This is a genomic window from Lactiplantibacillus sp. 30.2.29, from assembly GCF_018991255.1.
Taxonomy (GTDB): domain Bacteria; phylum Bacillota; class Bacilli; order Lactobacillales; family Lactobacillaceae; genus Lactiplantibacillus; species Lactiplantibacillus pentosus.
The window spans coordinates 1-25,808 of the sequence record NZ_JAGYGU010000038.1; the positions used below are offsets into that span (position 1 = coordinate 1).

Below are 25,808 nucleotides of genomic sequence, written 5' to 3' on the forward strand. Positions count from 1 at the left end.
GAGAGCGTAAAATATCTTTTATGCATTTACACAAGATATTTTACGCTCTCGACCACGGCAAATTAAATTAGAGAGTGGAGGAATCGAATTGAAATTAGCATACGATCCATCAATGTTTCGGGACAATACGTCCTTTCACGACATGATTGAAAAGACGGCCCGCCTCGGCTATCATTACATCGAACTGTCGCCCCGCCAAGACTTTATCTGGTTCTATCAATACCCGAAAGTCAACTCGGGAATGATCAAAAACGTTAAACGCTGGCTCAGTGACGCCGGAGTCGAACTATCCTCAGTTTTACCGGTTCAACAATGGTCTTCGCCCGACGAGCAGGAGCGTCAGGCCGCCGTTCGGAACATGAAACGGACGATCGAGATCACGTCGGAACTCGGCGTGGACACGTTAAACACTGAATTTTCCGGCGATAAAGCCAACCCGGTTGCTTCTGAAGGTCAGTGGTACAAGTCGATGGCAGAACTGATCCCCGAATTTGAAAGAAATCACATCAAATTAGAGATCCAAGCACACCCGAACGACTTCATTGAATCCAGTAACGAAGCAGCTAAACTAATTCGGTCCCTCGACCTCGACTGGGTCTCCCAGGTCTGGTGCTCCGCGCACGCCTTCTACTCCGATGGAGGTGTCGGTGACGTCCGCAAACAGATTCTTGATAGCCAAGACGTTTTAAGTCACATCCTAATTGCCGATACTCTGAACTATAAGAGCAACTTCGGCTTACGTTACATTATCAACCCACCGGCCGCACCGGTCACCATCCATCAACACCTGAATCCGGGTGAAGGTGAAGTCGACTTTGACGCCATGTACCAAGCGCTCAAAGACATTCATTTTGACGGCATCGTCACCAACAACGTCTTTGCTTGGCCCGACAAGGTTGATTGGTCCAACGAACAAACTTTACCGACGATTAAACGGGGCCTCGGTCTCTAAACAAGTAATTAAAAAATGAACTGCACGTCCACCGATACTGACCGACCTCGCTTTCCTACGATTGGTTAAGCCCGGACCACGGAAGACTTTCGCTTTACCGGCTGACCCAAAAGCGGCTTAACCATGGCAGATGCAGCTTTAAGCTCAGCCTTTGGGTCAGCCTGGAGAACGCCAAAAGACACCACTGAACCGCTTGATAGCCGCCCCACTTACCCCTAGCTGGACGGTTGAACTCCCAGCTAGGTCGCTACTCTTAAGCCCCCCATCAACAATAGTACCGGACATCACCAATCAGCTTATTCTGCTTCTCACATCCGTTAGATCCGGCTTAGTAAGCCTATAAGTGACATCAAAAAAGTGGTGCGCAGCGCTTGACCAATTAACCTGGTCAAGCGCATGCGCACCACTTCAACATTTTATAATTACCTTCAAGAGGCCGTTAATTAATTATTCACGGACAAGTTGAATACTCTTCAGCAGTTCCTGTTCAACCTTCGCGCGGTCCCACTGTTTCAGATCATCCGAGAATGGTTCAAAAGCGTACAAGCCTTGGTAGCCGGCCGCTTCATACTTCTTCGCCCAATCTGCCGACTTCATCACGTCGGCTTCCGTCAACATGTAACGATCCTGATCATCCAATTCCTCACGTGGCTTGTCGCCCGTGACGGCACTCAAGTGAACCAAACCAATGTAATTGATATCAACTTGGTCGTGGAATTGTTGGTCCGTCACGTTTGCTAAGTAGTAGTGGAACGTGTCGGCAACCAACTTAAAGTTATTGACACCGGCCTTATCAATGACTGCCTGACCTTCCCATGGCGTTCTTAGGGTACTATCGGTAAAGCCGAGGGGTTCGATCAACCCATCAACCCCATACTGTTTCAGAACTTTCGAGTAGTCCTTAACGTTCGCCACGGCGTCTGCCTGTCGCTGCTCAGCGCTTTGATGATCATCGGTCGAGCGAACCGGACAAAAGATGATCTTGCGTAAATTAAGGCTCTTAGCCATGTCGAGCATTTCAGTCAAGCTAGCTAAGTTTTCGTCGATCATTTGACGATTGTCCATGTTGCCGATCGCATTGATTGTCTCGAGATGGACATCGTTTTCGTCCAGTAATTGTTTAACATCAGCGTTAGCCATGTGGTCGAAGATCGACGCGTTGTCCGGTGCGCCGTATAAGTCGTTACGCACTTCGATATTTTTAAGTCCCAACTTCGCAACGGCTGGAATGGTCGTTGCCAGGTCGATCCCCGGGGCAGCTTTACGGTTAAGACAGAAACGGTCAATTGAAATCATTGGTAATAACCTCCTTTAGATAATCAAACGTTCATTAGTTAATTCCCAGGCCCTTTTCAATGCCCGGCAAAGTTTGTTTGTTGGACCAGTCGACCTTATCCGGCCAAGCAAAAACGTTGTTGGTGACGATACCGTCAAAGTGAATGGCCTTTAAAGCCTTATACATGGCGTCAAAGTCGACTTCGCCTTCACCCGGATTCAGGTGTTGATGGATGGTGACCGGTGCTTCAGGCGGGTTAATAATGTAACGCAAGCCGAAGTTACTCTTGTAGTTCAACGTGTCGGCAATCAAAATGTGGGTCAACACGTCCTTGCTATCCATGATTTCCTTAGTCACGTCACCGACGCCACCATCGGAGTAAAAGGCGTGTGCGGAGCACCAAACTTGGGAAACCCAGTCAAGATCCAGTGAACGGATCAGCTTGGCCGCTTCATTACTTGATTCAATAAAGTCGTTTGGATGCGCTTGGATCTCTAACTTGATGTGGTTCTTTTCAAATTCAGGGATCAGTTCTTCCATCGACTTGTACCACTGACCTTCAGAAGCAACCGGGTTAAATTTATCACCGGAAAATTCAGTATTTAACGTGTCCACGCCGAGTTCCGACGTGATCTCGATCGTCCGTTTCATGTTCCGAACGGCGGCCTGGCGCTCTTGTTCGTCGGGTGAGGACCATTGCTGAACCGGTAAGACTGATGAAATTTCAACACCAGCATCCCGGCACCACTTTTTAACGTCCTTGATCATCGCGGAATTAACTTTTGGATACTGGTAGAACCAGATAAAGTCTTGTCGTGGTGACAATTCGAGGTACTTATATCCCAACCGGGCCGTCTTTTCAATCATTTCGTGAAACGGGGTATTATCCCGAAACATTGATGGATCGTATGCTAATTTCATTAAAATCCCTTCTTACCAATTTTTTCGTTATTAATCGTTGTAAAGTGCTGGTTTGTTATCTGGTAACTTGATGGCAACCCGTTCCGCGTTGTTATCACGAGATTTTGCCAAGGCGTCACAGGTGACCATGGCAACTAAGCCATCCCATGATGATGGACCGGTAACTTTGTTTTGTGCAACATCGTTAACCCAGTTTTGTAATTCATGGTCGTAAGCAACCTTGAAACGTTCCGTACAATCAACGGGAATCTTAGTTTGACGTTTCAGCTTATTTGTCTTAACGGAAGTAACTTGTGGTGATTCAAGATCGATGATCCCGTCTTCACAAACAACGCTACAGTTGATGTCGTAACCAATCTGGTCGTTAACGAAGACTTCCAGGTCAATGTGTACACCGGACTTGGTATCCAAGGTAATGATCTGTGGATCGTGAAGTTTGGAGTGGGTGTACTTGGTCTGCTTCTTTGGCAGGAAGGTCGTCCCAGAATCGTAATCTTCGCCTAATAACCAGTGCAAAACGTCGGCTTCGTGAATCGCCGTTTCAATGATTGACATTGAGGTATCGTAGCTTTCATCAACGGCCGTGTTCCGGTGAGTGGCGTGGATCAATAATGGTTCGCCGTATTCATGACTATCAATAGCTTTCTTCATTTCGATGTAACCAGGATCGTAACGACGCATGAAACCAACTTGAACTAAACGCTTGCCACCCTTAACTTCGGCATCGATAATCTTTTGACAGCCAGCAGCCGTTAAGGTCAATGGCTTTTCACAGAAGACGAATTTGCCAACTTCAATGGCGTGGATCACGAATTTTTCATGAGTTTCGTGGGGCCGCGTTACAACCATGACGGCGTCGATGTCGGGTGAATCGATCAGGTCCATCCCGTTATCAAAGACCTTGGCACCGTATTCCTTAGCGTACTTTTCCGCTAGATCCTTCTTTAGATCGGCAACCCCGCCTAAGCGCGCGCCGTTGAGTCGAGTTGCGACCCGTTTAACGTGGTCTGAGCCCATGAAGCCTAATCCGATAATACCAATTGATAAAGTCATAATAATACCCTCCTGAACCGTATTTGTTTTTTATTTCACAATTAGAATACCGCCATTATGTAAACGCTTCAATGTACAATCATCTTGAAAAATTGTAAAAACGAACATTTAAATAAATCGGCTTAAATCAGTGATTATTCGCCAATATGTAGTAATATTAAGCTTAGATATGTATATATCAGTTTAACCATTTTGCGTCATCACAGTGGGAACGAGATTTTTGGTTAAACGCTAAAAATACGTATCGTTGTGATTTAATATGCATTACTTGGAGGCTGTTACTATGGATGATTTTTCAGAATACATTCCCACCAACGAACAGGGAATGCGCTGCTTACAGGGCTTGTACTTTAACAACCCGTCGAATAAGGCCAAGCAGCTTTACTACTACCCGTTATGGACCGGCGAATACTGCGTTAACTACCCTTACATGATCGATCGTCAATACATGAACTCATTTATCGTTTTCCTAATTGAAGATGGTGAACTCTCCTTCACTTTTGATGACCGGCGGGACTTTACGGCTACTAAGGATTCCGTCGTCATCATGGATTGTAAAAAGCGGAACCACTACTTCGCGACTAGCGACTGCAAATTCATCTTCTTTCACTTCAACGGCGATCAGGTCCAAGCCTTATACGATTACGTTACTAACGCGAAAACGAATTGTTTTCAAGCGACTGAAGAGCTTAAACACCTGATCAATCAGATTTTTAACCTGTTTAAAACCCGGGCTTTCGCGGATAAAGAGACCACTTTTTCAGTATTACTCTACCAGCTGCTGATCGCGCTGACCCTGATTGCGGACCCGGCCCCCACCGATCGGTCCAGTCTGAAGCAAACGCCCCAGATGGTTACTCAGGCGCTGGATTATCTCGATAAACATTACGCCCAGAAAATCACGATTGCCGCGCTCTGTAAACGGATCGGCGTCAGCCCGTCGCTTCTCTCGCAAAACTTCCGCGCCTACACCGATAACAGCGTTCACGGCTACTTAACATCGGTCCGGATCTTGCACGTGAAGGGGATGCTAACGACCGCCCCCGACCTCAGTATCGCGGACATTGCCGAGCAGTGCGGCTTTCATGATACGTCACACCTCAACAAAGTTTTTAGTACTGAGACCGGGATGACTCCCAGCAAATTTCGTAAAATTTGTTTTTAAAGGCCTCGGCAAAAAAGCCGCTCCGGCAAGATCCACGGAGCGGCTTTTTTATGTTTCGAATAACTATTTTTTAACGAGGACCACTCCGGCCAGTAACAAGAGCATCCCTATGATCCGACTAGGGCTGAGCGGTACGTGATCCGAGCCAAACCAACCAAAGTAATCGATGACGAGGGACATGAACAGTTGACCGAAAATGAAGAGCGCAAAAAACGTGGAATAGCTGATCTTCTTCGGCACGATGATCATCGCGGACATGATCAACACGCTCAGGATCCCACCCGTCCAGTTCCACAGATGGTTACCACTTAGCGTTGGGGACTGTAAGCCGTTGCGTTCCAACGTCAACGCCAACCCCACCAGTAAGAGGGCCCCGATAAAGTTACTGATAGCACCACTTAAATACGTTGAATTCAAATCATACTTTAATTGGGAGTTGATCCCACTTTGGATGGGCAGAAACAAGCCGGCAAGGGCGGCTAATAGGAAAAAGAGTAATGATTGCATGGTACGTTCTCCTTTCGCATAAAAAAATCTCTGTCAGATTATCCATCTGCCAGAGATTCCTTCTTTTCGCAATCAGCGAATCGAATTATTTATCATACTTATTTCTGAAGTACTGTTCAACTTCTTCAAGCGGAACACCCTTAGTTTCAGGAACGCGCATGGCAACAAAGATAATACCCAGTACACAGCAAATTGCGAAGATGTAGAAAGTATTCGACATGTTCCATTCAAGTAAGACCGGTGAAAGGAGTCCGACGATAAAGTTACCGATCCATAAAACGAAGATCGTGATCCCAGTCCCGATACCACGGTAATGTTGTGGGAAGATTTCAGAGTTGATCAACCAGGTAACTGGTCCTAAAGTACCTTGGAAGAAAATAATGTAAAGATAAACCAAGACAACGATCGTAATACCAGCCCAGCCGGCATTTGGCGCCGTCGAGTGAATAACACCAGCAGCAACTAACGTGATCCCGCAAATTGTTAATCCGGCAAATTCAAGTTTCCGACGTCCTAACCAGTCGATCGTGAACATCCCAAGAACGGCCCCGACGATTGATAAGAACCCGTTACCAGCGTTTAAAATCGCAGCAACGGTCGGATTAAATCCAGATTCTTGGATGATCTTCCCACCATAATACATGATGGAGTTGATCCCGGCGAATTGTTGGATAATCCCCAACATCGCCCCGGTGATCAAGATTTGAACGACCCAGCGTTTGCTGATCAATTCTTTAAAGGTTGCTTGTTCAGCGTTTAATTCTTTATCAGCCTTATCTTTGTCTTGAATTTCCTTCATTTCGGAATCAACACTAGCAGCGGCTCGAATCTTACGTAAAACGCCAAGCGCTTTATCCATTTTACCTTGTGAAACTAACCAACGTGGCGATTCAGGAATTAAGTACATCCCAATCCAGAGAATAATCCCAGGAATGGTCCCTAATCCTAACATCCAACGCCAGATAGCAGCGTTTGACGCACCTAACGGGGTCAAAGCGGCGTTAACACCGAAAGCAACGAATTGTCCGGAAACAATCATTACTTGCGCGGTCGTCACCATTTTCCCACGTAATTCCGTTGGGGCGATTTCGGCAATGTAAACCGGAACGTTGGCTGAAGCTGAACCAACAGCCAGCCCTAAAATAAATCTAAATGCAATTAAAATTCCAATGTTGGTTGCGAAGGCACAGCCAATCGCACCAATTGAAAAGATAATCCCGAGAATGGTCAAAATCTTTTTCCGACCAATCTTATCGGCAAATGGTCCCCCAATAATAGCACCAAACGCAGCCCCTAAGGTTAACCCAGAGGAAACGATCCCTTGCTGGAACGCCGTTAAGTCAAGCTGACTCTTTTGCGCCATAAATTCAAGTGAACCGTTAACGATCCCCGTATCATAACCGAAGAGCAGTGATCCCATGGCCGCGATAAACGTCGCTAACCAGAGAAAACCGGTGTGTGAACCCTTTTGGTCGGTTGTTTTTCCACTAATATCCATTGTTAAAGCCTTCTTCCTTCAACAGGCCAATACCTATTAATTTTATAAGTTAATGTCTACCAATTGGCCCGTATCAGCAGATTCCTGACAAGCCTTAGCAATTTTCAGCGCTTTGATACCATCATCAACAGTAACGTTAGGCTGAGTCCCCTTAGCGACATTATTAACAAAGTCTTGGACTTCATCCGTAAACGCGTTATCGAACCGTTCCCCAAAACTTTGGAGTGACGGACGAGTAACACCGTTTTCATTAAAGACCGTGACCCGGTTCAAGTCGGGATGTTCCCCGACACGTAACCAGCCATTTGATCCCATAACTTCTAGTTCAACTTGATTCCCATGTGCAGCGTGGCGGCCACCAATCAACGTCGCAATAACGCCATCGTTCATCTTCAGCTGAGCAACACCCGTTTCGGATTCACCAATTTTCTCCAGTTCAGGAGCAGCCAGATTACTCGTCAGGCCGTAAGCTTGAACGGGTTCTTGACCGGTGAACCACCGAATCAGGTCAACATCATGAATATTCATATCAACAAAGATCCCGCCCGAATCAGCTTCGGTTGCAAACTTTGTAAAGCTTTCCATACCAGAAATCGGGTCAATTCCGTAACCACGCATATAGATAATGTCACCGATCCCGCCTTCATCAACGATCTTTTTGGCGTAACGGTACGATTCATCATAGCGTCGCATAAAGCCGCTTTGGAAAATCTGCTTAGGATGTTCTTTGATGACCTTTGCCATTTCAGCAACTTCATCAAAATCAAGCCCTAATGGTTTTTCACAAAAGACGTTCAAACCGGCATTCATGGCGTAAATCGTCATTTCTGGATGGAATGGGGTTGGCGCAACAATAAAGATCGTATCGATATTTTCTTTATCGATCATTTCTTTGTAATCTTTATACGTCGTTTCAACGCCTAATTCATCATGAGCCCACTGTAGTTGATCATCCTCTAAGGCACAGGCCGCAACTAGGTCAACACCTTGAATTTTTTCAACTAAATGACGAGCATGACGTGAGCCTAAACGACCCAGGCCAATGATCGCAGCACGAATCGGTGTGTTATTTTTTTGCATTGTGATGATCTCCCCAGTCAGGAATGTGTGTTAGTTATTCAGCAACCTTGGCGTCATCCTGGTAGAAGGCTGGCGTTTCTGGGAAGTCTAAGTCTTGCTTAGCACCGTCTTCAGCCAATGACTTCAAAGCAGCATCGGCAGTAACGGCGGCAATGTAACCATCCCATGAAGAAGGACCAACTGGTGATTCGTTCTTGGAAACGTGACCAATGAAGTCGCGGAATTCAATATCGTAAGCACTTTCGAAACGAGCTTTCCAGTCCGTTAAGATGGCGGTACTGTATTGAGCGTTCAAACGAGTCGCAACTTGTGGCACTGTTGGTAATTCAAGAACCCCTTCTTCACCAATAACGTCACACTTGATGTCGTAACCATATTGACAACGAACGAAGACTTCGTTGATGATGTTGATCCCTGTCTTAGTTTCGATCATGACGATTTGTGGATCTTTGATCTTAGCGTTTTGAGCATGACGGGTTTGCTTTGGACTGAAGACCCGGATGTTAGCGTAAGTATCGTTAACTAACCAGTGGTCGAGGTCGATTTCGTGGATCGCAGTTTCGATGATCGAATGCGCGGTATCGTATTCTTCTGGTTGAGTTTGGTTGTAGTGGCGTTGATCCATCATTAATGGCTTGCCAATAACACCATCGTCGATCATTTTCTTCATTTGAACGTATTCTGGTGCGTAGTGACGCATGAAACCAACTTGTAACATCCGACGACCGAGTTTCTTTTCGGAGTTGATGATGTCCATGCATTGCTTTGCATCTAAGGCTAATGGCTTTTCACAGAAGGTGAACTTGCCGGCCTTTAGTGCGGCCATAACGATTTCGTAGTGGGCTTCGTTGTCGGCGGTGCAGACAACCACTTCAACGTTTGGATCATTAACTAAGTCGTGGTAATCGTCGTAGGTCTTAGCTTGTAAGCCTTGACGGTCCAATTCTTTTTGCGCTTTGCCGGGAACGATATCACAAACGGCAGTAACGTCAACGTTTGCGACCGTCTTAGTCAAACGGTGTAAATGGTCAGATCCGATAAAACCAATTCCGACGATCCCAACTTTTGTTACGTGTGCTTCAGCCATAATAAACAATCTCCTCTTAAATTTTATTTTATAAAATGTTTGTTATTCAATTACGAGACTTAATTTATTTACCTTCGATTAAGTGTTCTTGGATGTACTTGTGCGCGATTTGAGCCATTTCAAGTGGGTTGGCCTTGTCTGGATCTTGTTCCGCTTCAACCACGATCCAGCCCTTGTAGTTGTTGGCAACTAACTTGTCAAAGACCGGCTTGAAGTCCAAGTCGCCATCGCCAGGAACCGTGAACATCCCGTTTAAGAATGAGCCTTGGAAGGTCAGACCCTTTTCGCGGCATTCCTTTTCTTTATCGCGACGAACATCCTTAAAGTGCACGTGAACGATCCGGTCGATGTGGTCGTTGAGAAGTGACATGTAGTCACCATCAGAAACGGCGATGTGACCCGTATCGTATAACAAGCCAACTAATTTAGGATCAGTGTTGGCCATCAAACGGTCGGTTTCTTCCTTCGTTTGGATCCCGGTACCCATGTGGTGGTGGTAAGCAACCTTGATCCCATACTTAGCAGCGATTTCGCCGTAATGGTTCAAACCTTTGCAAACTTCATCCCATTCTTTATCAGTGAAGTGGGCCTTATCAGTAAAGATATTGGCCGTATCTGATTGTTGAATCGTGTAAGTTTGTTCCGAAACAACGGCAATTGGCGCGTTCAAAGCGTGTAGGTATTGGCAGTGTTTTTCGAAAGCTTCACTGGCTTTTTCAATCCCGTCACGGATGATGAAACTACTGAACCACTGACCGGCAATTTGTAAGTTCCGGAGTTTTAATTCGTAGTTTAATTTTTCAGGACCTGGGAAGAAGCCCCCAACTTCGGTACCTTGGAATCCGGCAACGACAATGTCGCTTAATAATTGCTGTAAATTGTTATCTTTCCCGATTGAAGGAATATCATCATTCCGCCAGCCGATTGGTGCAATACCCCATTTAATATCTTCTTTAACGTTTGAACTCATTATCATAACCTCCTAGGTTTATTTAAATGTCTTCAACTTTTGCTGGTTGGCCAGTTTCAAGTGACTTCTTGGCCGCTTGAGCTAACCGAATTGCTTTAATGCCATCTTCAAAGGTGCATTCAACATCGTGAACGCCGCGAACAGCGTCCAAGAAGGATTCTAGTTCATCCTTGTACGCGTCAATGTAACGCTGAAGGAAAAAGAACATTGGCTTGTCGCCGCTGACAGCATCCTTTCCGGAAAAGGTCGTCGTACTATCGTTAACGTTATCCGCATGGGCCATGCCCTTAGAACCGAATAATTCGATCCGTTGATCGTAGCCGTAAACGGCTTGGCGACTATTGTCGATAACCCCCATCATGCCGTTCTTAAAGGATAAATTAATAATTGCTGTATCAATGTCACCGGCTTTACCGATCTCTGGATCGATCAAGACGTTCCCAGTTACAAAGACTTGGTCGACTTCGGCGTTGGTAATGTAGCGAGCCATGTCAAAGTCGTGGATCGTCATATCCATGAAGATCCCACCGGATCGTTTAACGTAATCCATCGATGGTGGTTCGGGATCCCGTGAAGTGATCTTCAGAACCTGTTCATCACCGATATCGCCGTTTTCGCGGTGATCAACGATTCGCCGGAAGTTCTTATCGAAACGCCGGTTAAAGCCGACTTCGAATTTAACCCCAGTCTTCTTGACAACGCTAAGCGCTTTCAAAATTTCTTCATCGTTAAACCCAACGGGCTTTTCACAGAAGATATCTTTACCAGCTTCAGCGGCGTCGATCGTGAATTGTGGGTGTAAGTCGGTTGGCACACAGATCAATACGGCTTGAACATCCGGATCCGCTAAAACTTCGTGATAATCAGTAACGACGTTTTCGGCGGCCTTGTATTTCATACCCCAGTCATCAGTCGCAATCAAATCACAGATATATTTAATGGTGACATTCGGAATTCGCATTAAATTTTTGTAATGCACGTTCCCAATACGACCCATACCAATAATACCGATTGTGATATTTTGGCTTGTGATATTTGTACTTTTTCCCATGTTGATACCCCTTTCCATAAGCATTTCTTAACTGAGCAATCACTTGTGAAATTATCACGTTTCGGAGGAATTTCAGCCTTCATCTGCAATATGTTCATTTCCTTGTTCGCTTACAGAATAACTTATATACCAGACTTTGTCAACACAATTTTAAAGATTATTTTCACAAATAAAACGCTTTCTTTAAAAGTGTTGACATTCACAATCCATAGTGAAATAATAGCAGGTGAATTCAAATGGTGCTTTGTTCACACAGTAACGATTGTTTAAATGTTGTTATGGCGCCATTAGCTACTCACTTGTATTCCATTTATAAGGGTATAAACAAAATTAATAGAACGGTTTGTTATTTAGGAGGAACGATTATGTCCGAAGAAAAAGTGGTCAGAGATGACAAAGTTCCGCTGGATTCTTCTACTAATGATGAAGTTAATCAAAATGCCGGACACAATTTAAAACACATCGCGTTGATCTCAACGCTTGGCGGCTTATTGTTTGGGGTCGATACCGGTGTGATCAATGGGGCCATCGTTTACATGGCGACCCCGCAGGAATTAAACCTTTCATCAAGTAATGAAGGGTTGGTTACCAGTGGGATCACCCTCGGGGCCGCGTTCGGGGCCGTCTTAGCGGGTCGGTTATCCGACCGAATTGGGCGGCGGCGACTATTAAAGTACCTATCAGTCCTATTCTTCTTTTGTACCTTAGCTTGTGCGGTCGCACCCAACGCCCTGTTGATGATCATCTTCCGTGCACTCTTGGGCTTAGCTGTCGGGGGCGCATCGGTTATCGTCCCAACGTACTTGTCCGAGATTTCCACGCCTTCAATTCGGGGTCGCTTGGTCACGCAAAACGAATTAATGATCGTTACTGGCCAACTGCTCGCCTTCATCGTTAACGCCATTCTCGGGAACTGGTTCGGTCACATCTCCCATATCTGGCGCTACATGATCGGCTTTGGGATGATTCCCGCCGTCCTGTTATTCTTCGGGATGATGATCGTTCCTGAATCCCCGCGCTGGTTAGTAATGGTCAATAAACTTGACGACGCGCTCGACGCGTTAAAGCGGATCCGGCCTCGGGAAAAGGACTGTAAGGATGAGATCAGCCAGATTCAAGACACGTTGAACCAGGAAAGTGAAATCAAGCAGGCAACCTTTAAAGACTTGACCACGCCATGGATTCGGCGCCTTGTCTTTATCGGGATCGGCCTCGGCGTCATGCAACAATTTATCGGGATCAACATCATGATGTATTACGGCACCACGATTTTGACCCAGGCTGGTTTCGCCCATAATGCGGCCCTGATCGCCAACATCGGGAACGGGATTGTTTCCGTGATCGCCACTTTCATTGGGATGTCGATCATGAACCGCGTTAACCGGCGGAGCATGTTGATGTCCGGGATCATTGGGACGACGATTTCATTACTACTCATCGTGTTGATTTCAGCCTTTCTTAGCAAGAGCCCGTTACTACCGATCTACGTTGTGCTTTGCACGATGATGTTCCTCGGGTTCTTCCAAGGATTTATTTCACCGTTAGTTTGGTTACTCTTGTCAGAGATCTTCCCGCAAAACTTGCGGGGCCTTGGGATGGGCGTTTCAACGTTCTTCCTCTGGTTTGCGAACTTCTTAGTTGGTTACTTCTTCCCGGTTCTGCTCAGTGCTGTCGGGATGACCTGGACCTTCTTGATCTTCGTTGGTTTCAACATTCTTTCCTTTATCTTCGCCTATAAGTGCGCGCCTGAAACACGGGGCAAATCACTTGAACTCATTCAAATGGAATTCAAGTACGGCGACGCTTCCGGGGTTAAACCGGAAGATAAATAATTTAATTTGGGTATTAACTATTTAAAAATATTTACCAAGGTGGTTTTATATTATGGAAAAAGTACATGCAGGTATTATTGGTTTAGGCCGCGCCGGTCAAATGCATCTGAAGAACTTAATGACGATCCCAGAAATTGTGATCGAACAAGTTGCCGACGTCTTCATTGAAAACGTTTCCGAACATTTAAATGATATCGGAATCACGAATCAGACCCGCGACTACCATGACATCCTCAACAACCCGAAAGTTGACACCGTTTTCATTTTTACGTCAACAAACACCCACGAAGAGATCGTTACGGCTGCTGCTAAAGCCGGGAAGAACATCTTCTGTGAAAAACCATTGAGTATGAACCAAGTCGAAGAAGCCAGCTTAAACGTTTTACGCGAAGTTAAAAAGGCCGGCGTTAAACTCCAAATCGGATTTAACCGTCGGATGGACCCTCAATTCCGGAACGTCTACGAAGGCGTTCGCAATGGTAAGATTGGGACTCCTCAAATCGTTAAAGTCACTTCCCGCGACCCTGACTTACTGCCACACGATTTAATTCAACGGATCGGTGGATTATTATTCGACTTCACCATGCACGATTTCGATATGGCGCGTTACATGATGAACAGCAACATCTCAGAGGTGTATGCTAAGGGTGGTACTTTAATCGACCCAACCTTGAAGGACATCGATGATATCGATACCTTAGCCCTCGTTCTTCAATTCGAAAACGGGACTTACGGGTTAATTGATAACAGTCGTCGGGCCGTTTACGGCTATGACCAACGGGTTGAAGTCTTTGGCTCCGAAGGGATGCTGAAAGCTGAAAACGTAAGCAACAGTACCGTTGAACTTTACAACAACAAGAACGAAGAATTACAAAAGCCACTTCCAATCTTCAAGGAACGTTACCGTGAAGCCTACACTGCTGAAATGAAAGCCTTCGTTCGTTCAATCTTGAAAGACGAACCATTGGTTGCAGAAGGCCGCGACGTTATCATGGCACAACGGGCCGCCGTTGCTGCTAAGAAGTCCCTTGAAACCGGCTTACCACAAAAGGTTGATACGTCATACCCATTGGAATAGGCATTATATTTTAGAAAGAGGTTTTTTAAATGCTCACTACAGACGAAATCGCAAACCAGGAAAACCAAGCTTTGCTCAGCCACTTCAATTTAGCGGACGTTGATCCGTTGGTTGACAGTCTCCGCAAGATCGGAAAAGCCGACTTTGAACGGGTCTGCATTTTAATCACGATCAACAAGCGGGAAGTCTTCTTCCACGCCGGCACCCAAACCACGCACGAAAATAATTTATGGATCCAAAAGAAGGCCAACGTCGTCGACGCGTTCGATCACAGTTCCCTCTTTGAAAAGGCCGTTTACGCGGACGATCCTGACAGTTTCTACAAGGGTAGCGGGTTAAGCCCGAAAGACTTCGCCATCGTTGGTGGTGGTTTCCCAATCGGGATCACCAACACCGGGATCATTGGTAGCTTGATCGTTTCTGGGTTAACTGATGAAGAAGATCACGAATTAGCTTACAACGCCTTGCTCGATTTGAAGGCGCAACAAGCTTAATCAACGTTTGGAGGGATGGGCTTGAAAGCATTTGGTTTTAATCAATACGGTAACTCTAACGTTATGGAAGAGCTGGAACTCCCGGCGCCAAAACTGCGGCCCAACGAAGTCCTCGTCAAAACGTCGGCGTTTGCCATTAACGCATTCGACATTGCCGTGCGTAACGGAACTTTCCGGAACAGCGTCACCATGTTGTTCCCGACCATTCTCGGAGCCGACGCGGTTGGTCGGATCGTCAAGCTGGGCACCAACGTCCACGATTACGACCTCGGCGATGACGTGCTCGCCCGCCCCGGTATCGGGACTTACGCGGAATACTTTAAGGTTTCAACGGACCATTTAGGACTTCGACCCAAGAAGTACAACCCGTATGAAGCGGCCGGCTTACCATTGTCCGGGATCACGTCCTACAATACGCTGGTGCACATTGCCCACGTTAAGCAGGGGCAAACGATCATAATTCTAGGCTCTTCCGGTGGGGTCGGTTCCATGTTGGTTCAAATGGCGAAGGCCCTTGGGTTATACGTCATTGGGACCGATACGGAAAGCTCCCGGGAAACCGTCTTGGGCTTGGGTGCGTCCGAATTTGGAGCCTACGATACCGAACGGGTCAGCGCTAAATTCGCCGACATGGCCGACATCCTGATCGATGCCACTAACAGTGGTGCCGCGACGGCCGGGTTAAGTATCGTTAAGCCCCACGGGACCTACGTCTCACTGACCACCCTGCCACAGGATCGTCAGGCCAAGCCGGACGTTGCTTATAAGCAGGTCATCCCTCGACGCGAATACCGCGACAGTGACGCTTTTGCCGCCATCGCCTTAATGATCCAAAATGATCAGTTACACGTTTCCATTGATCGTTTGGAATCATTCACTCTGGATGGTATCCGAAAGGGTCAGGACCTCGTTGAGGGCGGTAACCCTGATGGTAAAGTCATCGTGACACTTTGATCGCACCCCGCACCGCTTTCTGTTAAAATTATTAGTGGTAACAACGGTATAAAAAATAATCATTCAATAATAATTATGAATTGATAAAAAAGCACCGACCACGTTACTTAAGTTACACTTCGGTCGTAACGTGGCTGGTGTTTTTATTATCAAAATTAAACTGGCTGACCTTGTCTCGGGTGCATGGTTAGGCCATTATATTAATAACTAACTTGTACTATAATTATTAATAGTAAGAAAAGTAAAAGATTATATTCAGCCTTTCACGAAGGCCGTCGAAAGGCCAACTTAACCAACTTTTTAACGATATTAATTGGAGCTGAGAACATTGGAAGATATTATTTTAGATTGTGACCCCGGTCACGACGACGCGATTGCCTTAATGATTGCAGTCGCTTCAAAAAACATTAATTTGTTAGCGGTTACAACTTCGGCCGGTAATCAAAAACATAGCCAAACACTACGCAATGCCATGTCCCTTTTAACCCTGATGAAACGTGAAGACATTCCCGTCGCTTCCGGTAACGCTAAGCCGCTGACCCGGGATCTGATTTCCGGGATCAGCATGCACGGAATCACCGGGCTTGACGGCGCGACCCTGCCGAATCCCGACTTCTTCTCACAGGGCATTCCCGCTACTGAACTGATGGCTAAAATCTTATCCACTCATCAGAAAAAAGTAACCCTCGTGGTCACCGGCCCCTGCACCAACGTCGCCCTCTTCCTTTCGGTCCACCTTGAGCTCCGGTCGAGTATCAAGCAGATCGTAATCCTCGGGGGCGGCATGGGTCTAGGCAACTGGGGCCCCACGACCGAATTCAATATTCAAGTGGATCCCGAAGCGGCTAAAATCGTCATGGAATCGGGAATTCCCATCGTGTTAGCACCATTAAACGTCGACTTTGAAGCCCAATTATTACCCGAAGAAATCAAAAAGATCCATAAGATCAAGAACCCGGTCGCCGATGTGATGGGCGGACTGCTCGACTTCTACGGGATGTCCTTTGACCATCAGCACTGGAACTTTAAGGGGTTACCACTCTACGACCCGTGTACGGTCGCCTGGTTGATCGATCCCACAAAATTTGAGAGTCAACGTTGCAACGTCGCGGTCGAAACTAAGGGCGAACTGACCGCTGGTGAAACGGTGATCGACTATTATCACATTACCAACCGTAAACCCAACGCCAACGTCCTCTTCCACATCGATCGCCAGTGGTTTGCCGACCTCGTCATTGATAGTATTAAATCTTTTAGCACGAAGTAACGCTCTAACCGACCTGGTTATTTGAATTCGACGGAATCTATGGTATTGTAGCGTTAATATTGGGAAATAGATTGGAATGAAGCCGTTATGAGCATTGTCAGCACAGTTGAAGAGCAGTACCCCACCCTTTCGCGGCAGGAACGTAAAGTCGCGTTAAAGGTCATTCAGTCACCAAAAGAAGTGCAGAAAATGACCATTTCGAGCTTGGCAAAGACCGTGGACGTGAGCAACGCACGATCACCCGTTTCGTCAAAAAAATGGGCTGCACAAACTTTTACAACTTTAAACTCCAGTTAGCGGAAAGTCCCGCTCCCAAGGCCCCCGTCGTCAGTCAAACGGACACGGTTGCCGATCAAGTCTACAACTACTACCAAAAGATCCTCAGCGGAACCTGGGAACGACTCTATACTGATGAACTGCAGACCGCCGTCAACTTGATCTTCCATGCTCGGCGGGTCTACTTGTTCGGACTGGGCAGTTCCGGTTACACCGCTCAAGAAATGACCCAACGCTTACTGCGGATGGGTATCGCCGCGTTTTCGATGACCGATACGCACGTCATGTACATCAGCGGGGGCATTATGCAGCCCGATGACGTGATCCTCGCCATTTAACTAACGGGGGAAACCGACGAAGTGAATAATTCGGTGGCCCTCGCCAAAAAGAAATCCGCAAAAGTGATTTCGATCACTTCTGATGAAAACAGTCACCTCGCGGCTTTGAGCGATTTAACCATCCAAGTGAAGAATAGTAAATTCGTTAATAACTCGCGTTTCGTGAACTCCCAGGGTTCTATAATATTTGGTACTGATAGAAATTTTTCTATCCTAGTACCAATTTTTGTTTTACGCTATAAAAAAAGATGAAGTTACAGCTTCATCTTCAAAATAAACTCGTTTTTCAACGAGTATAGAAAGAATGTTTAATTCATGAATTATTGTACCCGATTTTTACTTGGAATTAAAGACACAAGGCTGATTTTTGATCCTAAATTTGGTAAAAATTTCATTACTGAAGGATCTTATCATCATCAAAATGTTCACTTCGTCCATTTGTTACAAACTTATCCTTGTTTTTGCTCTGTTTGTCAGCGAAAAATGTTGCGAAATGGTTTTAAACTGACCAAAGCTGTTGGTTTGCCTGCAGCTGGTGTTACTAATATTCTTTGTATTCGCAAACAAAAGTTTATTTGCCCTAAATCCAAAAAATGTCCCCAAGTCATCACCAAAATTGCTAAAGTTGCTGGCATTCAACCTAAAAATCAAATTTCTGATGCAGTTAGATATCGTGCCGTTATTGAACTGGGAAAAAACATTTCTCAAACTGATATTGCTGAAAATTATGCCATCTCTCCAATGACTATCATGCGCTTTTCTAAGCAGTTTACTGAATACATTCAGCCTAATTATCACTGGCTGCCTGCTGATATTGCTGTTGATGATTTCAAATCAGGAAAGTTTGCCAAAAGTGGTATGAGTCTTTTAGTAATGGACAGTGTCCATCACCGAACGATTGATATTATTGAATCGCGGACAAGTAATTTCATTAAAAGTTATTTCTTGAAATACTCTTTTACTGCCCGCAAAGCTGTTAAAACTGTAACCGTTGATCTTTATTCACCATATCGGCCTTTAATTCATGAGCTTTTCCCGAATGCAATTATCATTGCTGATCATTTTCATATCGTTGTTCAAGCTTTTCAGGCCCTAAATTCAGTCCGACTTCATGTAATGAAACAAGCCGGTAACGGTTCCCACGATTGGCGTGCTCTGAAATGGTATTGGAAATTATTAATGAAAGATTCAGCTGAATTAGACTATCAACATTATTCGAAACGAATCAATTTTCAAAACCGCCAATTATGTGATGCTGATGTTGTTGATCTCCTGTTGAACATGTCTGACGAACTGAAGAAAGCTTATAACTATTATCAACAACTGTTACATGTCATCCATCATCAAGATACTGAATCTCTTAGTAATCTATTAAATTCAGCTGCTGGAATGCCTGAACAAATCAAAAAAGCTAACCGGACACTGCGTAAACACCAAAGTGAAATTATCAACAGTTTCAAGACTTCATTTTCAAATGGACCGGTAGAAGGAACCAATAATAAAATCAAAGTCATTAAAAGAACTGCATATGGATTTAGAAACTTTGAAAATTTCCGCTTACGAATCTTGTTATCTTTAAAAAACAGCTACGTCAGCTTAAATTATCATTATTACATCAAAAAAGCTATCCATTCCACAGAACAGATAGCTTAATAATTCAGCTATACCAATTAAAATTGCAAATTAAACAATTTTATTTATCAGTACTACTTGAAAAAGAACCATTAAAAAGGACGCTTCTAATTAAGAAGTGTCCCAAGTAATATTAAGTAATTGTAATTATTTGCGCTCTTTGACTGCCTTTTGATAAGATTCTTCAATCTCGTTGATTAAAGCTTGATCTTTTAATCCAGTTGTCGTAGCGATAACTTCCTGGATCGGCTTTGCCTTAATTAATTCCATCAGTTTCTGACTCTCGGTATCTTTAGGCTCATCAAAAGTATAAATCATTCCAACTGTTTCTAACAAAGCTTCATAATCTAAATCGCGCTCTTTTGCCTCACGAATTGGACGAATAAACCGTTCATCATAACCTAACTTACGGATTGGTGTCCGTCCAACACGGGCAATTTCATCAGACAAATATTTGTTTTCAAAACGTCCAATAATTTTATGCTGATAAGCTTCGTGCTCTGTGCGCTTAAAGTTCCATTTGGCAATTAATAAATCACCAGTTTCTTTCAAAACTCGTTTTAATTGCTGTAAAACCTTAGGATCGGCAATTGCTGATCCTATATCAGAATAACCAAGATATTTGCCAGTGTAAGCAACTGTCGCATGACCAGTATTAACTGAGAATAATTTGCGTTCAATATATGGTTCCAAATCTGGTGCGTAATGAACACTTTCCAATTTCAATGATGGATTTGCCATTTGATGTTCATCAATAACCCACTCTTTAAATGGTTCAACTGATACAAATAGTGGATCATCATGTTTTTGTTGTGGCACAATCCGGTCAACGGCAGCATTCGGAAAACCAATATATTTATCCGCAAAATCTTGCTCAGCATCAGCTAAATGACTGTAAACTTCTTTTTTCAGATTTTGACTACCACCAATCATATTTTCACAGGCAATTACATCAACCGGTGTTGTTTTAGCAGCATTTTGTCGTGCCCTAATTCCATCAGCAATTAGCGGTGCAATAAATTTTAAGATTTTTGGACCAATCGCAGTTGTAACAATATCTGCTTCAACAATTGCTTGGACAACCTTTTCTGGTTCTTTGCCATTGTTGATTCCCGCCACATTGTGAACAGAAATCCGTTTATGGGATTCGTCTGCTAACTCAATTTCGTATCCATGACGCTGGTTTAAAGCATCAATAATTGTTTCGTTAACATCAACAAAATTAATCTCAAAACCATTTGCTGCTAAAGTTTCACCAATAAATCCTCTGCCAATATTGCCTGCTCCAAAATGTACTGCCTTCATTTATGCTCAACCTCTTTCAATAAATCAACAATTTCTTCTGGTGTTTGCGCATCAGCCAACTTAACAACGTTATTAACATCACTACAAAAGATAGCAATTTGTGATAATAAATTCAAGTGCTCACCATTTAACCCAGCAATCCCAAAAACAACAGTGACAATATTTTCTTCCCCATCTTTATCGGAAAAGTCAACACCCATCGGAATTTGGACAACTGAAATGCCAGTTTTTTTAATATATTGTTTGCCTGTTTCTGTTCCATGAGGAATCGCAATAAAATTCCCCATATAAGTTGAAACATCTGCATTTCTGGCTAACATTGAGTCAACATATGGTTCTTCAGTATAGCCATTGTCAACTAATAATTTCCCTGCCATTCTAATTGCTTCTTCTTTAGTCGCAACCTGCTGATTTAAAAGAATCATTTCTTTTTCTAATTTCATTCTCTTCACTCTTCTTTTCAAAACTTAATTTGATTTAAAAATTGTAAGGCCACTAAATTTTTTATTTCTACAAGTGAACCATTAGCATAAACTTGAGTATTATGATTATTCATAACAATTGAACTACTAATTGATCCCATCAAAACATTTTCAAAGTCACTCATCGGAGCTGGACCAGCCATTAGCAAAATTCGAATTACTGAAATCTCTGATTGATCCATTGCTCGCATTTTCAAAGACTTCTTTAACTGAAAGACTGAAAAAAATGGGCAGTTAACAGATTTATTAGTTGCGTGAACTAAAGCTATCTGGCTATCAGGGATTCCGACTGGAGCTAACTTTACACGTTTCAACATCTCGGCTTGGACAATTCGCCGATCAGTCACAATTGCTGGGGAAACTTTTTGCAAAATTAACTCTAAAACCTGTTGCAAGTTTTGTGAGCCGTTATCAATTTCAACTAGTTTAATTTGTTGCAATACTTTGCGACAAAGCATTACTTGTTGATAATTTTTCTCGATTTGCTCTAAAGTATTAATGCTATTTTCGCTGAGTGTTTGAATAGATGTTTGCACTGGAAACTTTTCATTTAAAGAACGAACCAACTCCTTAATTCGCTGCAGTTCATCTCCAAGCAGTAACGGACTTACTACTTGATAATCCCAATTAAATCCCGGTAACTTTAGGGTTGATAAAATTAAATCAAAATGATTAGGATGAATTTTTTTTAATTGGGATACCTTAGCAATCTCAACTTCAGCAATTGCTGGAATTTCCTGCTGAAGTCGACTTTTTAAAATACTAGCAGCTCCAATCCCATTTGCACAAATTACTAAGGCTTTTAGTTGTCCCGTATTGTTTGCATTTTCATAACTATTAGCAAAATAAAGTAGAATCAACTCTTGCTCAGTTGTAGAAAAATGATACTCTGCAAATTCAATTGGTAAAGCTTGTTGTATTGCTTGGAAAAATTTAGGATATTTTTCAGCAATGTCACTTAATAAACTGATTGGCACATCGGGTAACTCAGGTCCATGATGTTGTAACAATAAACCAATATGTTTAGTTAGCCGTTCTAATAAATCATGATCGTGATTAAAATTCCAATCAGTTACTTGAGCAACTCGATAAACTAAATGTTTTACTTGATAGGTAACTTGCAAATCATAATCATCGCCCCAATTTTTCAAATCAAGCTGATAATCGACACCTTGGAATTGAACTGCCATAAAATCGATTTCCGCAGTTGTAACTCTTGATTGGATCTCAGCCGAGAACATTTGAAAAACAGCTAGTGCTTCTTGACGGTATTTAAATAACGTTTGTGGTTTTTTTATCCGGTAAGCTTTTATAGTAGAATGCTGCATGCGTACTAAAGAAATAGCTAGAATTAAAATTAGTTGCACTTCTTGAATATCTGATCTGGTTTTTTTAGAAACATTTTCCTGTTTTAAAGCTTGCGCACATTTCCATAACACGCTTTTTGGTAAAAGTTGTAAGAAAAAATTTGCTCTTTCATTGTTTGTATCTTGTTTTAGATATTCAAAAAATTCATATTCATTTAACTGGCTGGTTAAAATTCCGCCTAAAACTAATCTTCGTTGAGCTTCACTACCTAAGATCTCAACTCCAACACTTTTTTTAGCATCAACTTGTAGATGATATTCAGTTAATGAAGTTTCTAGTTGCTTTAGATCACGCTGAATAGTTCCTTCACTAACATCCAAACTAACTGCCAGCGAAAAAATTTTTTCCGGCTGATCTTTCAACAATAGCATGCAGGCCAGTGCTGCTTGCCGTTGTTTAGCACTCATTGCTAATTTACTTGGTTGCTGATCGAGTTCTGCAGTTAATAACTGAAGGTCATTTTGAGAACCTTTCAATCGATAACTTCCATTAACATTTTCGATTGCCAAGTGATGTTGACTTAAATAGAGCTTCAACTCTGAAAACTCACGATAAACTGTTCGACGACTAATCCCAACTTCTTTTGCCAAACTGGTTATTTTTATCCCACTTAAGCTTTGAACTAATTGTTGTAAAATATTTTTTTGACGCGGTGATAGAAGAATCACTTTTTACCATCCTTTTCAGGCAAGATGTTCAACAATATAATCATACTCTTTTGCTTCGAGTAAATTATCAACACTTACTACCTGAATTTCAGTATAACGCAGTTTAAGATTTTTCTCTGCTTCCTTGGTTACAATTACCAAATGTGCTTGACTATCATCTAAATCATCAATTTCCATATTTTTAACTGGGACATGTTTACCAGCCTTTTTCAAACGATCTTTAAACAATGAAGTAGCCATTGTAGCTGAACCAACATGCTGATCATGGTGAATGAAATCAACTTCTTTAATTGCTTGGAAATCAAGTTGACTAATCTGGTCAGATGTTTGAGCAGCTTTCGAAACAGCTTCCTTTTTAGCTGCTTGTGGATCAATTTGACTTAAGGTCTTCAAATTCAAAACCACTTCGTCATACTTATTGCTGCTTAAGAAGTTATCAACCGCAATATGCATTGCACTTGGTGTCTTTTGTTGTGCACGATCAGCTAACTCCGCTTGAGTAATTACTAACAAACCATCTTCATCTTTTAAGCGACTGATAGCTGTGTTAGTTACAGGAATATTCTTAATACCCGCTTTTTTGACTTTATCCCTTAATAAAGAAGCACCCATTGCCGATGAGCCCATTCCGGCATCACAAGCAAAAATAATTCTTTTAACATCTTTATAAGCTTTAACTGATTGGGTAGCTGCTTGAGCTGATTGGGTAGCTGCTTGAGCTGATGGAAGATCTTTGCCTTTAGATGCGGCTTTCATTTGCTCCATCTTGGCCTGGTTAGCGGATAAATCGCCAGTATCTTCAGATTTATCAGCTTTCAGAATTAAGGCAGCAACGACAAATGAAACAACTGCTGCAACGGCAACACCAGTTAAGATTTGCAAATAATTACCCTTAGGTGTCATCAACAAAACAGCAATAATTGAACCTGGTGAAGCGGCCGCTTTCAAACCAGTTCCTAAAAGTGAGAAAGTAAACGTACCACTAACCCCACCAGCAATTGCCGCTAAAATCAAAGCTGGTTTCATCAATACATATGGGAAATAAATTTCATGAATTCCACCAAAGAATTGGATTATTGCAGCTCCTGGTGCTGAAGCTTTAGCCATTCCTTTGCCAAAAATCATAAATGCTAACAAAATACCTAAGCCTGGGCCAGGATCGGCTTCCAACAAGAAAAGAATCGATTTACCAGCTGAAGCAGATTGTTGAATTCCCAATGGAACGAGAATTCCATTACCAACAGCATTATTTAAAAACAAAACTTTTGCTGGTTCGATAAAGATGTTTGCCAATGGCAACATATGAATCGAAATAATCCAGTCAACGCCCTTGCTAATTAAATTATTTCCAGCAACAACCAATGGATTGACAATAAATAATCCAAAAATTGCAAGTATCATTCCCATGATGCCACTAGAAAAATTATCATACAGCATTTCGAAGCCAGTTTTGATCTTGTCCCTGAAGACCTGATCAAACTTCTTCATGCACCAACCGCCTAAAGGTCCCATAATCATTGCACCTAAGAACATTGGAATATTAGAGCCAACGATTACCCCCATAACAGCGATTGCTCCGACAACTGCACCGCGTTCATCATAAACCATTCGACCACCAACATAAGCGATCAATAACGGAATCAGATATAATTTCATTGGATCAATTAGAGTAGCGATTTTAGCATTGGGCCACCAGCCTGCCGCCATAAAAATCGCTGTAATTAACCCCCAAGCGATCAATGAGGAAATATTTGGCATAATCATGCTGCTTAAACTAGTTCCGAATTTTTGAACTTTCGTTTTAAGCGAACTCTTTTGTATTTTTGTTGCTTTTTCTTCCATAGCAACCAACCTCCTTTATACTGATAATTATATGGTCTAATGAATCCGGTTACAATCAAAGCTAGTTAGCATTGCGGCACAGATCGGTGTGACATCATTCGTGAAAAAATTCACAAGAAAAAATTCAATTAAAAAAAGCCTTAACAACGGTTTTTCCCAATTGTTAAAACTTTCCTTATTAAGTAAACAAATTAAAATCTATTTGCAAATAACATACAGATATTAATTTATTGGCTTGGTCAACTTAAATTGTTTCGATATCGTGTTTCAACGAATTAAGAACATTAACCATCTCAACAACACTTAAAAATTCGTGTTTTTCTTGGAGAACAACTTTGATATCATCAATCCAGGCATCGATTGTTTCGCGTTCAACTTTATTCATGGTACCACCTCCTACTTGAATTGTATCACAAATCCGTAGCATTTTGTTAGGCGCGCCAAAAAAATGTTTTCGCTAACTTTATTTTTTTACATTTGCGAATTATGTTAAAATAAATTGACAAATCACTAATTTGAAGGAGTTATTATGGAAAATATCAACCTACTTTTTTCAATTGATGATCATTTTGTTGATCAATTAAAAAACCTGCTTTTTTCAATTCCCGGTTTGTAAAATTAAGTTAGAAATTTAAAAAGCCATTTGTGATAGACTTTTGAGTGTCAAAATCAAAAGAAAGGCTGATCACAAATGACCTATACTCATCTTACC

The 25,808-nt window shown here is 43.0% G+C and carries 24 protein-coding genes; 10 read left to right on the forward strand and 14 right to left on the reverse strand.

The annotated features are described in order from the left end of the window. Nucleotides 1-88 precede the first annotated feature (88 nt). Nucleotides 89-952 carry a sugar phosphate isomerase/epimerase gene (locus KGF65_RS14840; protein WP_122210881.1) on the forward strand — a complete coding sequence of 288 codons (864 nt, stop codon included), beginning with the start codon at nucleotides 89-91 and terminating at the stop codon, nucleotides 950-952. 447 nt (nucleotides 953-1,399) lie between these two features. Here KGF65_RS14840 and KGF65_RS14845 read toward each other — a convergent pair whose 3' ends face one another. Genes KGF65_RS14845 through KGF65_RS14855 form a run of 3 tightly spaced genes read right to left on the reverse strand, consistent with a single transcriptional unit; the run spans nucleotide 1,400 to nucleotide 4,202 of the window. Further along, nucleotides 1,400-2,248, reverse strand: a complete 849-nt coding sequence (locus KGF65_RS14845; RefSeq protein ID WP_172638290.1) for a sugar phosphate isomerase/epimerase — start codon at nucleotides 2,246-2,248, stop codon at nucleotides 1,400-1,402. A 34-nt stretch (nucleotides 2,249-2,282) separates the two neighbouring features. Next, entirely contained in the window at nucleotides 2,283-3,149 is an 867-nt protein-coding gene (locus tag KGF65_RS14850) for a sugar phosphate isomerase/epimerase (protein ID WP_216748661.1), read from the reverse strand. Nucleotides 3,150-3,179: 30 nt separating this feature from the next. After that, the gene (locus KGF65_RS14855) at nucleotides 3,180-4,202 is read right to left on the reverse strand and encodes a Gfo/Idh/MocA family protein (protein ID WP_027822255.1); all 1,023 of its coding nucleotides are present in this window, start codon (nucleotides 4,200-4,202) and stop codon (nucleotides 3,180-3,182) included. Between the two features lie 283 nt (nucleotides 4,203-4,485). Between KGF65_RS14855 and KGF65_RS14860 the strand changes: the two genes are divergently transcribed. After that, nucleotides 4,486-5,367, forward strand: a complete 882-nt coding sequence (locus KGF65_RS14860) for a helix-turn-helix domain-containing protein (protein WP_027822256.1) — start codon at nucleotides 4,486-4,488, stop codon at nucleotides 5,365-5,367. A 63-nt stretch (nucleotides 5,368-5,430) separates the two neighbouring features. Here the strand turns inward: KGF65_RS14860 and KGF65_RS14865 are convergent, their stop codons facing one another. From KGF65_RS14865 to iolG (KGF65_RS14890), 6 genes are all read right to left on the reverse strand, one after another. Next, a complete protein-coding gene (locus KGF65_RS14865) occupies nucleotides 5,431-5,874 on the reverse strand; it encodes a DMT family transporter (protein WP_216748660.1) in 444 nt (147 codons plus the stop codon). Nucleotides 5,875-5,959: 85 nt separating this feature from the next. Next, the gene (locus KGF65_RS14870; RefSeq protein WP_216748659.1) at nucleotides 5,960-7,372 is read right to left on the reverse strand and encodes a sugar porter family MFS transporter; all 1,413 of its coding nucleotides are present in this window, start codon (nucleotides 7,370-7,372) and stop codon (nucleotides 5,960-5,962) included. A gap of 42 nt (nucleotides 7,373-7,414) precedes the next feature. Beyond that, nucleotides 7,415-8,452 carry a Gfo/Idh/MocA family oxidoreductase gene (locus KGF65_RS14875; protein WP_172638293.1) on the reverse strand — a complete coding sequence of 346 codons (1,038 nt, stop codon included), beginning with the start codon at nucleotides 8,450-8,452 and terminating at the stop codon, nucleotides 7,415-7,417. A gap of 34 nt (nucleotides 8,453-8,486) precedes the next feature. Further along, entirely contained in the window at nucleotides 8,487-9,539 is a 1,053-nt protein-coding gene (locus KGF65_RS14880) for a Gfo/Idh/MocA family protein (protein WP_027822260.1), read from the reverse strand. Nucleotides 9,540-9,603: 64 nt separating this feature from the next. After that, on the reverse strand, nucleotides 9,604-10,509 hold the full coding sequence (gene iolE / locus KGF65_RS14885) for a myo-inosose-2 dehydratase (RefSeq protein WP_027822261.1): 906 nt from the start codon (nucleotides 10,507-10,509) through the stop codon (nucleotides 9,604-9,606). A 22-nt stretch (nucleotides 10,510-10,531) separates the two neighbouring features. Then, nucleotides 10,532-11,560 carry an inositol 2-dehydrogenase gene (gene iolG, locus KGF65_RS14890; RefSeq protein WP_032823141.1) on the reverse strand — a complete coding sequence of 343 codons (1,029 nt, stop codon included), beginning with the start codon at nucleotides 11,558-11,560 and terminating at the stop codon, nucleotides 10,532-10,534. Nucleotides 11,561-11,925: 365 nt separating this feature from the next. On the opposite strand from iolG (KGF65_RS14890), the gene KGF65_RS14895 reads away from it, so the two are divergent. From KGF65_RS14895 to KGF65_RS14925, 8 genes are all read left to right on the forward strand, one after another. Beyond that, nucleotides 11,926-13,392, forward strand: a complete 1,467-nt coding sequence (locus KGF65_RS14895) for a sugar porter family MFS transporter (RefSeq protein ID WP_172638294.1) — start codon at nucleotides 11,926-11,928, stop codon at nucleotides 13,390-13,392. Between the two features lie 52 nt (nucleotides 13,393-13,444). Then, complete coding sequence (gene iolG / locus KGF65_RS14900; protein ID WP_027822264.1) at nucleotides 13,445-14,470, forward strand: inositol 2-dehydrogenase; 1,026 nt, start codon at nucleotides 13,445-13,447, stop codon at nucleotides 14,468-14,470. A 29-nt stretch (nucleotides 14,471-14,499) separates the two neighbouring features. Continuing rightward, complete coding sequence (locus KGF65_RS14905; protein ID WP_027822265.1) at nucleotides 14,500-14,964, forward strand: heme-degrading domain-containing protein; 465 nt, start codon at nucleotides 14,500-14,502, stop codon at nucleotides 14,962-14,964. Nucleotides 14,965-14,979: 15 nt separating this feature from the next. After that, nucleotides 14,980-15,918 carry an NADP-dependent oxidoreductase gene (locus tag KGF65_RS14910; RefSeq protein WP_253953734.1) on the forward strand — a complete coding sequence of 313 codons (939 nt, stop codon included), beginning with the start codon at nucleotides 14,980-14,982 and terminating at the stop codon, nucleotides 15,916-15,918. Nucleotides 15,919-16,246: 328 nt separating this feature from the next. Beyond that, the gene (rihA, locus tag KGF65_RS14915) at nucleotides 16,247-17,185 is read left to right on the forward strand and encodes a pyrimidine-specific ribonucleoside hydrolase RihA (protein ID WP_172638296.1); all 939 of its coding nucleotides are present in this window, start codon (nucleotides 16,247-16,249) and stop codon (nucleotides 17,183-17,185) included. A gap of 257 nt (nucleotides 17,186-17,442) precedes the next feature. Continuing rightward, nucleotides 17,443-17,799 (forward strand): MurR/RpiR family transcriptional regulator, encoded by a 357-nt coding sequence (locus KGF65_RS17125; RefSeq protein WP_253357781.1) that lies wholly within the window; start codon nucleotides 17,443-17,445, stop codon nucleotides 17,797-17,799. A 63-nt stretch (nucleotides 17,800-17,862) separates the two neighbouring features. Continuing rightward, nucleotides 17,863-18,051, forward strand: coding sequence for a hypothetical protein (locus KGF65_RS17130; protein WP_253357785.1), 189 nt, complete (start codon nucleotides 17,863-17,865; stop codon nucleotides 18,049-18,051). 63 nt (nucleotides 18,052-18,114) lie between these two features. Beyond that, nucleotides 18,115-19,452, forward strand: a complete 1,338-nt coding sequence (locus KGF65_RS14925; RefSeq protein WP_216748658.1) for an ISL3 family transposase — start codon at nucleotides 18,115-18,117, stop codon at nucleotides 19,450-19,452. A 126-nt stretch (nucleotides 19,453-19,578) separates the two neighbouring features. Here the strand turns inward: KGF65_RS14925 and KGF65_RS14930 are convergent, their stop codons facing one another. The 5 genes from KGF65_RS14930 to KGF65_RS14950 form a co-directional block, all read right to left on the reverse strand. Further along, nucleotides 19,579-20,736, reverse strand: a complete 1,158-nt coding sequence (locus KGF65_RS14930; protein ID WP_033615034.1) for a mannitol-1-phosphate 5-dehydrogenase — start codon at nucleotides 20,734-20,736, stop codon at nucleotides 19,579-19,581. Then, entirely contained in the window at nucleotides 20,733-21,179 is a 447-nt protein-coding gene (locus KGF65_RS14935; protein ID WP_033615035.1) for a PTS sugar transporter subunit IIA, read from the reverse strand. The genes KGF65_RS14930 and KGF65_RS14935 overlap by 4 nt, the downstream gene beginning before the upstream one ends. A gap of 17 nt (nucleotides 21,180-21,196) precedes the next feature. Beyond that, nucleotides 21,197-23,254, reverse strand: coding sequence for an HTH domain-containing protein (locus KGF65_RS14940; RefSeq protein ID WP_216748959.1), 2,058 nt, complete (start codon nucleotides 23,252-23,254; stop codon nucleotides 21,197-21,199). 15 nt (nucleotides 23,255-23,269) lie between these two features. Beyond that, complete coding sequence (locus tag KGF65_RS14945; protein WP_172638299.1) at nucleotides 23,270-25,096, reverse strand: PTS mannitol transporter subunit IICBA; 1,827 nt, start codon at nucleotides 25,094-25,096, stop codon at nucleotides 23,270-23,272. 244 nt (nucleotides 25,097-25,340) lie between these two features. After that, complete coding sequence (locus KGF65_RS14950; protein WP_172638300.1) at nucleotides 25,341-25,481, reverse strand: hypothetical protein; 141 nt, start codon at nucleotides 25,479-25,481, stop codon at nucleotides 25,341-25,343. Nucleotides 25,482-25,808: the final 327 nt, after the last annotated feature.